The sequence below is a fragment of the Nocardia sp. NBC_01009 genome (assembly GCF_045208035.1).
In the GTDB taxonomy this organism is placed as follows: Bacteria; Actinomycetota; Actinomycetes; order Mycobacteriales; family Mycobacteriaceae; genus Nocardia.
Window position 1 is genome coordinate 6,738,261 of the sequence record NZ_CP108695.1, and the last position, 11,295, is coordinate 6,749,555.

The window sequence follows — 11,295 nt, forward strand, 5'->3', positions numbered from 1 at the left end:
GCGCTCTCGAATTCGCGTTAGATCAGGACTAATACCGCAGATCCTGGCCGCGGCCGGTGGTTCGGGAGCTGCTAGCCGCAGGCCACCGACTGCTGGCCGAAGGTGGTCAGCATGGTGCAGGCCCACGTCTTCTGCACTTTCCACTTGCCGTCCTCCGCGACGAACGGAACGTCGACAATGTTCTCCTGGCCGTTGACGATGAACTTTGCCTTGGCGTTCACGCTGTCACCGAAAGCGGTCACGTCGGTGACCACGATCTGCGCGTTCGCGGCTCTGGCGGCCTCGGCCAAGCGACCGGGCAGTTCGGGGTCGGCCTGTGCGCCCTGCACCAGTTCGAGCTTGTCGGCATTCGGTAAGGCGGGATCCAGTGCCCGCGTCAACGCCGTGTTCAGGTCGGCGGCGCTGGGGATCGGCGGAAGATTCGAGCTCGCTGCCGCGGAGGTCGACGTGCGGGTCGTCTTCGGCGGGTCCTTCGGATCATCGCTGCCGCATGCGGTCAGGCTCAGCATTGCCGCGATCGCCACGGCGCTGATAGTGATCTGTCCGGTCTTGCGAAGCTTCAACTGCTCGTCCTTTGCGTTCGATGGGTCGCGTGTCACCCGACACTGATGCGGCACGAACGCCCGCGTGGGGGCGGACGGGCATCGAATCCCTAAGCTAGCCAACAACTCTGTGGCGGTGGTAAGGCAATGATGTGGTCCACCGAAGGCTCCCGGAATGCGCCTCAGCCCGAGCCGGTGAGCGGCCGCCGGGACAGCGCGTCGACCAGCACCCGCACCGCCGGGTTCCTGCTGGCCGAACGCCATGCGGCGGCATAGGTGACCATCAGCGGTGCGCCGCGCATCCGACGCCACACGAGGCCGGGAAGGTCGGCAGGCCGTGCCGAGCTCAAGCCGATTGCATCTGGACGCAAGGGGAGAACGGCCAGCATCTGAGCGTGGCCCATAGCGCTGTCACTGAGGCGAACCTCGGCACCGCGCTCACGGAGCTCGCGCAACAGCGCATCGTGGAGGCCGGTGGCGGAATCGCGTGCGAAAAGAATCAGCTCCTGGCCGGTGAGGTCCGACGGCTCGATCTCCTCGGCGGCGGCGAGCGGGTGGGCCGACGACATCAGGACACCGAGTTCCTCGCGCGCGACCGGTTCCTGGTCGAAGCGGTCCGGCAAAGTCACCGGTGCGCGGACGAGTGCGAGGTCGACCTCATCTGCGTCGAGCAGCCGGACCTGGTCGGCGGTGGTGCCACCGGTGAGCACCATCCGGGTGCCGGGCAGTCGGGCGCCGAGCAGCTCCTCGATGCGCGCCGGAATCCACGGCGGCACTCCGTTCAACAGCCCGAACCGCAGGATCGACGCACCGGCGTTCGCCGCGCGCCTGGTTTCCCGGACCGCCTCGTCCACCGTGCCCAACACGTCCTTGCCGGTGCGGAACAACACCGCACCGGCGGGGGTCAGCTCGACCCGCGGCTCCCTGGTGAGCAACGGCCCACCCATCTCCCGCTCCAACACTCTGATCTGCTGACTCAAGGTAGGCGTCGATATGAACAATCGCTCCGCGGCCCGCCGAAAATGCAGCTCCTCCGCCAAGACCACGAAGTACCGTAGTTGCCGCAACTCCACACCCAGACGTTACGTGGCCATCGCCCGGCCCGACGAGCCGAAAAGCCGGTCACCGCGAGCACCAGCTGCTGCTATGAGCACACTGAGACCGTCCGGAACCCGCGATCAACTCGGCACCATCGGCAACGAGCTACGAATAACCATCGGCCACACGAGATCCCGCCCCTCGGCCGCAATCTCCCTGGTGCCGAGATGAGCGGCACGAGGGAAAGGCCGGCCGGAAAGGGAAAGACCGCGCTACATCACAAGGTGCCGGCTATGCACACGAGCGGGGACTCCGCTGAGTCCCCGCTCGTGGTGGAAAAATCGTGAGACCTCGCTGAGCGGAAGTCACCAACCGCGCTCGGCGAGCCGGTGGTCGACCGGCAGCTCCTCGACATTGATGCCGACCATGGCCTCACCCAGGCCGCGCGAGACCTTCGCCAGCACGTCGGGGTCGTCGTAGAAGGTGGTGGCCTTCACGATGGCGGCCGCGCGCTCGGCCGGGTTGCCGGACTTGAAGATGCCGGAGCCGACGAAGACGCCCTCGGCGCCGAGCTGCATCATCATGGCTGCGTCGGCAGGGGTGGCGATGCCGCCCGCGGTGAACAGCACGACCGGCAGCTTGCCGGTCTGGGCGACCTCGCGGACCAGCTCGTAGGGGGCCTGCAACTCCTTGGCTGCGACGAACAGCTCGTCCTCGGGAAGCGAAGACAGCCTGCGGAGTTCACCACGAATCTTGCGCATGTGGGTGGTGGCGTTCGAGACGTCACCGGTGCCTGCCTCACCCTTCGAGCGAATCATGGCCGCGCCCTCGGTAATCCGGCGCAGCGCCTCACCCAGGTTGGTGGCGCCACAGACGAACGGAACGGTGAAGTTCCACTTGTCGATGTGGTTGGCGTAGTCGGCGGGGGTCAGCACCTCGGACTCGTCGATGTAGTCGACGCCGAGGCTCTGCAGGATCTGCGCCTCCACGAAGTGGCCGATGCGGGCCTTGGCCATCACCGGGATGGAGACGGCGGAGATGATGCCGTCGATCATGTCCGGATCGCTCATGCGGGACACGCCACCCTGGGCGCGGATGTCGGCCGGAACTCGCTCGAGCGCCATCACCGCGACCGCACCGGCGTCCTCGGCGATCTTGGCCTGCTCGGGGGTGACGACGTCCATGATCACCCCGCCCTTGAGCATCTCGGCCATCCCGCGCTTCACGCGGGCGGTGCCGATGGTGTTGGTGGTCTCGGGCGTGGTCACGGCAAACTCCTGGGTCATGTGCGCCAATCGGGTCGCATGGATGGAACGCCACTGATTCTAGGCGGGCCCATCAGGCCACTTGATAGCCAGTTGAGCACCACTGGCCTTGCCCACGACCAGGACGTCTCACCTCGAACCGGCTGGACTGGACCGATACTTCAGAGGTGTGAACACGGATTCGCCGGGCCGACGAGAAGTTTCGTCGACCCGGCGAATTCCGAGCTCATGATCAGATCGGGTTGACCACCAGCAACTGCGCCCAATACTCCGCGGCGGTGGGGCCGATCAACGGCAAGAGGAAATCGAACAACAGGTAGGACATCTACTACTTACCTCCACGCACCAATGTTTCATCCCACCTCGGTGGGATCGCGACACCGGGTTTCCGAGTGCCTTCCGATAAGCACTACCCCGGCCGCGCCAATCCAGTCGCGACGCTATCACGATCGTGAAATACATCACAGGGCAATGTGATCGGCAGCGCACCGCTGCCGCGGCGTAGCCGGACGCTAGCGAATCGAACGGACCTCGGGATCGGTGCCGGTCGAAACGACTTTCGCGGCCTCGGACATCAGTTGATCCAGGTGGTACGGGTAGACCGTTTCGCCGGATTGGTCCAGCGCGACGACGTCCGCGGCCGTGCACCACTTGTTGCCGGTGATGGAGCGTCGCTCCACTGCCGTCAGGTTGCCCGGCTGCGGTTCGTAGGCGTGGACGCGGAGTGCGAAGAACAGCTCTTCGGCGCGGATCAGGTCGCCGTCGAACGGAAACACCGCGACGCGCCGCCATATCGGCCCGCGCAGGCTCTCCGGATCGGCCCGGTGACCGGTCTCCTCCCACAGTTCGCGGATCGCCGCGGCACGCAGGGTCTCCCCCGGATCGACACCGCCGCCGACGGTGAACCAGAACGAAATATCCGGCGTCGCGGGGTCGTGACCGCGCATCAACAGCACGCGATCGTCGTCATCGAGCAGCACCACCCGCGCCGAAGTGCGAATGGTGTCCACGTCGAGTCCGGTCGACGCGGCGGGGGTGGCGCGCTCGGTGATCTCGAAGTAGGTCGGCAGCGGGGCGGTGCCGCCGAGGTGCAGGATGCGGACCGGTCGCCGGGTGCGCAGGGCAAGGGTGTCACGGACCGCGTCGTTGTGGAACCTGCGGGCGATCAGCACCCGTGCTTCGGCATCGGCGAGTTCGGCCACCTGCTGCGGGCGCAGCTGGGCGATGTCGATCGCGGAAAGTGCCGCCGAGAGCTGGTTTTCGACGGTTTCACGGTCGGTTCGGCTTGCTCGTTCCGCGCGATCGGCCAGCATCGCCAGAAGTTTGGCCCGATCGGCCGATGCTGGGTCCGACGTCGGAACCGCGATCGCAATCGCGACCGACCTCGCGACCACCGCCCGCCGGGCCAGCGCCGAATCCAGCGCATGCCAGGACTGGTCGGAACGCACGTGCAACCGGTCGAGTCGGTTGGCCGTCGAGTAGGCCCAGATGCCGATCGCGAAAAACACCGCCGCGATCAGCGCGAGTACGAGGACCGTTGTCGCGGAGAAAGTGATCATCCAGCGGCCCGCACTCGGACGTCGCCGACGGTCACGGTCTCGTAGACCCGCAAGATCTGTTCGGCGACCACCGGCCAGTCGTACTCGCTGACAATCTGAGTCGCGCTCTGCACCAGCGCATTCCGGCGGGCATCGTCGGTGAGCAGTCCATCGATCGCGGTGGCGAGCCGAGCCGAATCACCCACCGGCACGAGCACGCCCGCGGATCCATCGCGCAGCACCCGGCGGAAGGCGTCCAATTCGCTTGCCACCACGGCAGTTCCAGCGGCCATCGCCTCGATCAGGATGATGCCGAAGCTCTCGCCGCCGAGATTGGGCGCGCAGTACACATCCGCGCTGCGCATCGCCGAGGCCTTGTCTTCGTCGGAGACCTGACCGAGAAAACGCAAATGGTCGGCCAGCGGGCCTGTCTCGCGGCGCAGCCGCTCCTCGTCGCCGCGCCCGACAATGAGAATCTGCAGGTCAGGATGCTTGCTCACCAACGAAGGCAACGCGCCGAGCAGTACCTCCATCCCCTTGCGTGGCTCGTCGTAGCGGCCCAGAAACAGCACCGTTCCGCCCGTCCGCGGATAGCCGGGCAGCATCGGCGCCCGTGCGAAAGCAGGCACGTCGACGCCGTTCGGGATTTCCACCGCGTCGGACCCGAGCGCCTCGACCTGCCAGCGGCGCGCCAGTTCGGAGACCGCGATCCGACCACTGATCTTCTCGTGATACGGCCGAAGCACGCCCTGAAAGGTGCTGAGCACCAACGATTTCGTCGTCGAGGTGTGGAAGGTGGCGACGATCGGGCCCTCGGCGATCTTCAGCGCGAGCATCGACAGGCTCGGCGCATTGGGCTCGTGGATGTGCAATACGTCGAAGTCGTTGCCGTCGATCCAACGGCGAATCCTGGTGTAGGCCATGGGGCCGAAGGACAATCGCGCCACCGACCCGTTGTAAGGGATCGCGACCGCGCGACCGGCCGAGACCACGAAGTCGGGCAGAGGTGTGTTTTCCGAGGCAGGAGCGAGCACGCTGACTCTGTGACCGCGTTCGATGAACACCCGCGCCAGTTCCACGACATGCGCCTGCACCCCGCCGGGAACGTCGAAGGAATAGGGGCAGACCATGCCGATTTTCATGGTGTGTCGCCTCCCCTGCCGTGGTCCTGGAACGCGGCCTGCGCAGCGGCAATCCTGGCGCGTCGCTCCGGCGAAAGGTCGTTCTCCCATTGTGGCTGCAACATGTGCCAGTCGGCGGGATGCTCGGCGATGTTCGCTGCGAACCGATCGGCCAATGCCTGTGTCGCCGCCGCAACACCGCCCGAAACGTCCAGTGGAGCTTCGGTTTTCATGCCCCATCCCTCGCGACCGTCGGCATCGACGGTGAACCACAGGTGCACCGGGATCAACGCCGCACCGGTCTCGATGGCCAGTTTCGCCGCACCGGCCGGCATCCAGGTGGTCTCGCCGAAGAAGGTCACCGGGACACCACGGCCGGTGAGGTCGCGCTCCCCCATCAGACAGACCGCTTTGTTCTCGTGCAGCCGCGCCGCCAGTTCGACAAACGGCGGCTGCTGGCCACCGGTCAGCGGAAACACCTCGAAGCCGAGGCTTTCCCGATAGGCGACGAAGCGTTCGAACAACGATTCCGGCTTCAGCCGTTCCGCGACAGTCGCCAGACCACCGTGGTTCTGTACCAGCCAGACCCCCGCCATGTCCCAGTTCCCCGAATGTGGCAGCACCAGGACCGCGCCGCGCCCCTGTGCCAGCGCCGCTTCCAGGTTCTGCACCCCGTCCACGGTCAGCTGGGCACCGAGCGCCGCATGGTCCATCGACGGCAGCCGGAAGGCCTCGCGCCAGTACCTGGCGTAGGAGCGCATGCTCGCCCTGAGCAGCTCGTCGGGCACCTGCTCGGGCGCGACGCCCGTGACCCGAGCGAGGTTGCGCCGCAACTGGTCCGGACCGCCCTTGCGCGTCGCCCGGTCGGCGCCCCAATCGAACAACCTGCGCGCGGTCGAATCCGGCAGTGCGCGCACCAGCCGCCACCCTGCCGCATACCCCGCGGCGCCGATCCGTTCCCCGATACTCACAACCACCCCTGTACTGCTCCGAGACCTGCGCTTGTGCGACCGAACGTCATGCCGCGGTTGATCATGCGGGTTCCTGAGATTCCGCGGCGGGACGGGCAGGCGGGATCACGTCCCGTGCGCCCGGCGAGTTACGCACCGCCAAGATCCGCTGGAACACGGTCACGATGCTGAGCACCGCGAGAATCCACATCGCCACGTGCACAGCCCAGGTCAGCCATTCGATGCCCCAGTAACCGCCGATACCGGTAAGTCCGGCACCGACCAGCACGATGATCAGCCGATCCGGCCGCTCGATGAGCCCGCCGTCCGCGGAAAGCCCGCTCGCCTCGGCGCGCGCCTTCGCATACGAGATCACTTGCGAGGTCACCAGCACCACCAGCGTCACCACGAACAGCGGCTTGCTGTCCTCGTGGTACACCGCCCACCAGGCCAGCCCGGCGAAGATCGCGCCGTCGGCGACCCGATCGCAGGTGGCGTCCAGTACCGCACCGTATTTCGTGCCGCCACCGCGCGCACGGGCCATGGCGCCGTCGAGCATGTCGAACATGACGAACAGCCAGATCACCATGGTTCCCCAGAACAGATGTCCGGTCGGGAACAGGGTGACCGCGGCCGCGATCGAGGCGACCGTGCCGATCACGGTCACCGCGTCGGGCGTGAGCCCGGTCTTCACAAGCGCCTTACCCAGCGGCGCGGTCGCTTTGGAGAACGTCTCGCGGCCGAAGAAGCTCAGCACTTACTCGACCTCTTTCCACGCTTCGGCGAGCAGGGCCCATGTGTCCCGCAGCAACTGGGGCATCACCTTCACCCCGCCGACAATGGTGATGAAATTCGCGTCCCCGCCCCAGCGCGGCACGATGTGCAGGTGCAGATGGTCGGCAAGCGAACCGCCGGCCACTCCACCGAGATTCAGGCCGACATTGAAACCGTGAGGCCGCGAGACCTGCTTCATAACCCGGATCGCCTGCTGGGTGAATGCCATGAGCTCGGCGCTCTCCGCGGGCGTGAGGTCCTCGAGGTCGGCCACCTTGCGGTAGGGCACCACCATCATGTGCCCGGGGTTGTACGGATACAGGTTGAGCACCGCGTAGACCACTTCGCCGCGTGCGATGACAAGGCCGTCCTCATCCGACATCTTCGGGATATCGGTAAACGGGTGTCCGGTGGCGTCTTTGGGGGTCGTCGCGGCGGCCTCCGCGATGTAGGACATCCGATACGGCGTCCAGATCCGCTGCAACCGGTCCGGTTCGCCGGCCCCGGTGTCCACGATGCTCCCCTGCTCGGTCGGTTCGGCGAGCCCATCCGGCACCGTACGCTCGCTCATGCCGGGTCCTTCTCCGTCAGTACCTCGAAGCCCTCCGCAGTCGGTGAAGCGTTCTCCCGGTTGGCGATCCACGCCTCGATGGTGGCCACCGCGTCGGCGACCGGCACCCCGTTGACCTGGGTGCCGTCGCGGAACCGGAAGCTCACCGCGCCCGCGGTCACATCGCGCTCGCCCGCCAGCAGCATGAACGGAATCTTCTGCGCGGTGTTGTTGAAGATCTTCTTCTGCATCCGATCGTCGCTGCGGTCGACCTGTGCCCGGATACCGGCGTCCTGCAGTTGCTCGATCACTTGATCCAGGTGCGGCGCAAAGGCTTCCGCCACCGGGATCCCGACAACCTGCACCGGCGACAGCCAGGCGGGGAACGCGCCCGCGTAATGCTCGGTGAGGACACCGAAGAAGCGCTCGATCGAACCGAACAGCGCGCGGTGGATCATCACCGGTCGCTGCTTGGTCCCGTCGGAAGCGGTGTATTCGAGGTTGAACCGCTCCGGCAGGTTGAAGTCGAGCTGGATGGTCGACATCTGCCAGGTGCGCCCGAGCGCGTCCTTGGCCTGCACGGAGATCTTGGGCCCATAGAAGGCCGCGCCGCCGGGATCGGGCACCAGATCCAGCCCGGAGGCCGAGGCCACCTTGGACAGGGTTTCGGTCGCCTCTTCCCAGATCTCTTCGGAGCCGACGAACTTCTTCGGATCCTTGGTCGAGAGCTCCAGGTAGAAGTCGTCGAGGCCGTAATCCTTCAGCAAATCGAGCACGAATTGCAGGGTATTGGTCAGCTCGGCGTGCATCTGCTCTTTGGTGCAGTAGATGTGCGCGTCGTCCTGGGTCATGCCGCGGACCCTGGTGAGGCCGTGTACGACACCGGACTTCTCGTAGCGGTACACCGAACCGAATTCGAACAGCCGCAGCGGTAGTTCGCGGTACGAGCGGCCGCGGGCCCGGAAGATCAGGTTGTGCATCGGGCAGTTCATCGGCTTGACGTAGTAGTCCTGGCCGGGCTTGCGGACGGTGCCGTCTTCGTTGTATTCGGCATCCAGATGCATGGCGGGAAACATGCCGTCGCGGTACCAGTCGAGGTGCCCGGAGACCTCGAACAGATGACCCTTGGTGATGTGCGGGGTGTTGACGAATTCGTAGCCCGCGGCCACGTGGCGACGGCGCGAATACTCCTCGAGCTCCTTGCGGATGATGCCGCCCTTGGGGTGGAACACCGGCAGTCCGGAGCCGAGCTCGTCTGGGAAGCTGAACAGGTCCAGCTCCAGACCGAGCTTGCGGTGGTCACGGCGCTCCGCCTCCGCGACCAGGTGCATGTGCTCGTCGAGGGCTTCCTGCGACTCCCATGCGGTGCCATAGATGCGCTGCAGGTCCTCGCGGCTCTGATCGCCGCGCCAGTAGGCGGCGGAACTGCGGGTCAGCTTGAACGCGGGGATGAACTTGGTGGTCGGGATGTGCGGGCCACGGCACAGATCGCCCCACACCTTCTCACCGGTGCGCGGATCGAGGTTGTCGTAGATGGTCAGCTCTTTGCCGCCGACCTCCATGACCTCCGGATCGTCGATGCCCGATTTGTCGCTGATCAGCTCGAGCTTGAACGGCTCCTTGGCGAGCTCGACTCGCGCCTCGTCGATCTCGACCACCCGACGTGAAAAGCGCTGCGCGCCTTTCACGATCTTCTTCATCCTGGATTCCAGCTTGGCCAGATCCTCGGGGGTGAACGGCTTGTCGACCTGGAAGTCGTAGTAGAAGCCGTCCTTGATGAAGGGGCCGATACCGAGTTTGGCGCCGGGGAACTCCTGCTGCACCGCCTGGGCGAGCACGTGCGCGGCGGAATGCCGGATGACGCTGCGGCCGTCTTCGGTATTGGCGGCTACCGGCTCCACCTCGACGTCGGTATCCGGAATCCAGGACAGATCCTTGAGGCCCTCGGCGTCACGGACGACGACGATGGTGTCGGGACCCTTGGTCGGCAGGCCCGCTTCGCGCACCGCGGCGCCCGCCGTCGTCCCGGCCGGCACCCGGACGAGGGCGACAGGGCTGATAGGGGCTGAGGTGGTCACGGCAGCGGACTCCTTGGCTTTTGGTGGGCGGGCTTGTTCCCGCGTTTCATCAGCCGGACACAAATTTGCTCCGGCGCGACCATGCTAGCTAGCCCGGCTCCCGGCGTCTTCCGCCGGTCGTTGGGCGCGTCAATACTCGCATTGCGGGCCGACGGTCGCGTAGTTGGCCGAATCGTGGGCTCCCCCGTCTTCCATAACTCTTGCCGGACGTCAGTGCCACGACCGCGGACCGGCGATCGCATGTCCTATCGGCGTCTGGACTGCCCGGTGAGTTACGCAGGTACCCACTTGTTTCGCGAAGGCGACAACATGTCAGCTCTCCGCGGCCAGCTTCTCCAGGAGGGCTTTGCGCTCGGCAGCGGGGCGTTTGGGGCAGCTGGTACACATTTCGCACCCGGGCACCTCGAAGACCAGGCAGCAGGAGATGCGGCGCACGAAGGTGCGCCCGCCGATCTCGACGAAGCGGGGCGTCGGCAGCTTGTCACCGATCTCGGCGGCCAGACGCGCGCCTGCCGCCGGCACACCGGCGTCCAGTGCCCGGTTGCCGATCGCGTCGGCCACGATCGCCCAGAGCGACGGCACGCCCGCGCCCGACACCTCGGCGACCGGGGCGATCACGGCGGCAAGGGTTTCCCGCAGAGCCGCGCCGCATCCGACAGTGTCTTCGCCGGGGCCGGCGACCTTGATGTGCTCGACCCCACCATCGGGTCGGACCTCGCAGGTGATCCGGTCCAATACCGGCGCAGCCGCGGTTTCCTCGTGCGCGTAGGCGCGCGCGATCTGTTCGACCAGGGCGGAGGCCACCATGCACCACCACAGCGTGCCCGCGATGCGCAGCGAGGTGGCGCCCCAGGACTGGCCCATCTCCGTGATTCGCGCGGTGAGCCAGTCCGGTTGGGTGAGTGTCCGCCCTTGAACGGTGTTCACCGAGTGAGGGGACTGTGCAACCACTGCCATTCGACTCCGATCCAGCCGCCGACCAACCCGAATGTTCCCAATATCCATAGTGTCGCGACGACCAGCGCAAAGGTAGCCGCCGCCGCGAACACCCGCATAGCCATACCCCGGCTGGAGTACCAGGCCATACCCTGCCGGTACTTCCCGCGCAGCCAACCCAGCGCCCGGTGCGCCCACGCGAATTCGGTCGCCAGGATGCCGAGGCCGGCGAAAACGATCGCCCAGCCGGGACCGGGATAGGGAATCGCCAGGATGCCGAGCACCAGCACCGCGACGCCGATCACCGCGACCCCGATCCGGTAGGCGAGGTTCAGAGTAGGTCGCCCGGCCAGTCCGTTACGGAAGGCGCGCCAGCGGGTCGGTTCGGTCGCTGAATGCGGTTCGAGCTCGGTGGTCACCCCGCCAGCCTACGAGCCATCCGGCGGTACCCGATTCGGCTCCAGCACTGGTTGACCCGCCCTGGCCATGGCCGGGGCGGGTTC

General features: G+C 66.3%; 11 protein-coding genes. All 11 read right to left on the reverse strand.

Annotated features, from left to right (window positions below; genetic code table 11):
• Positions 1-71: 71 nt before the first annotated feature.
• Positions 72-563: a hypothetical protein gene (locus OHA42_RS30230; RefSeq protein ID WP_406231164.1), complete on the reverse strand. Its 492-nt coding sequence runs from the start codon at positions 561-563 to the stop codon at positions 72-74.
• Between the two features lie 161 nt (positions 564-724).
• A complete protein-coding gene (locus OHA42_RS30235; RefSeq protein ID WP_406231165.1) occupies positions 725-1,615 on the reverse strand; it encodes a LysR family transcriptional regulator in 891 nt (296 codons plus the stop codon).
• 330 nt (positions 1,616-1,945) lie between these two features.
• A complete protein-coding gene (gene pdxS / locus OHA42_RS30240; RefSeq protein WP_328403282.1) occupies positions 1,946-2,866 on the reverse strand; it encodes a pyridoxal 5'-phosphate synthase lyase subunit PdxS in 921 nt (306 codons plus the stop codon).
• 491 nt (positions 2,867-3,357) lie between these two features.
• Positions 3,358-4,401: an NUDIX domain-containing protein gene (locus OHA42_RS30245; protein ID WP_406239684.1), complete on the reverse strand. Its 1,044-nt coding sequence runs from the start codon at positions 4,399-4,401 to the stop codon at positions 3,358-3,360.
• Positions 4,401-5,525 carry a glycosyltransferase family 4 protein gene (locus OHA42_RS30250; protein ID WP_406231166.1) on the reverse strand — a complete coding sequence of 375 codons (1,125 nt, stop codon included), beginning with the start codon at positions 5,523-5,525 and terminating at the stop codon, positions 4,401-4,403. The genes OHA42_RS30245 and OHA42_RS30250 overlap by 1 nt, the downstream gene beginning before the upstream one ends.
• On the reverse strand, positions 5,522-6,475 hold the full coding sequence (locus OHA42_RS30255) for a phosphatidylinositol mannoside acyltransferase (protein WP_406231167.1): 954 nt from the start codon (positions 6,473-6,475) through the stop codon (positions 5,522-5,524). Before OHA42_RS30255 ends, OHA42_RS30250 begins: the two co-directional genes overlap by 4 nt.
• 61 nt (positions 6,476-6,536) lie before the next feature.
• Positions 6,537-7,211, reverse strand: a complete 675-nt coding sequence (gene pgsA / locus OHA42_RS30260) for a phosphatidylinositol phosphate synthase (RefSeq protein ID WP_328403288.1) — start codon at positions 7,209-7,211, stop codon at positions 6,537-6,539.
• Entirely contained in the window at positions 7,212-7,799 is a 588-nt protein-coding gene (locus tag OHA42_RS30265) for an HIT family protein (protein WP_406231168.1), read from the reverse strand.
• Positions 7,796-9,856: a threonine--tRNA ligase gene (gene thrS / locus OHA42_RS30270; RefSeq protein WP_328403292.1), complete on the reverse strand. Its 2,061-nt coding sequence runs from the start codon at positions 9,854-9,856 to the stop codon at positions 7,796-7,798. Before thrS ends, OHA42_RS30265 begins: the two co-directional genes overlap by 4 nt.
• Positions 9,857-10,168: 312 nt before the next feature.
• A complete protein-coding gene (locus OHA42_RS30275) occupies positions 10,169-10,783 on the reverse strand; it encodes a (2Fe-2S)-binding protein (RefSeq protein WP_406231169.1) in 615 nt (204 codons plus the stop codon).
• Positions 10,780-11,211: a TIGR02611 family protein gene (locus tag OHA42_RS30280; RefSeq protein WP_406231170.1), complete on the reverse strand. Its 432-nt coding sequence runs from the start codon at positions 11,209-11,211 to the stop codon at positions 10,780-10,782. The genes OHA42_RS30275 and OHA42_RS30280 overlap by 4 nt, the downstream gene beginning before the upstream one ends.
• Positions 11,212-11,295 lie beyond the last annotated feature (84 nt).

What these genes read in the sequence shown, in the direction of transcription:
- pdxS (WP_328403282.1), bottom strand. Translation starts at nt 2,866, where the DNA reads ATGACCCAGGAGTTTGCCGTGACCACGCCCGAGACCACCAACACCATC.
- OHA42_RS30265 (WP_406231168.1), bottom strand. Translation starts at nt 7,799, where the DNA reads ATGAGCGAGCGTACGGTGCCGGATGGGCTCGCCGAACCGACCGAGCAG.
- OHA42_RS30250 (WP_406231166.1), bottom strand. Translation starts at nt 5,525, where the DNA reads ATGAAAATCGGCATGGTCTGCCCCTATTCCTTCGACGTTCCCGGCGGG.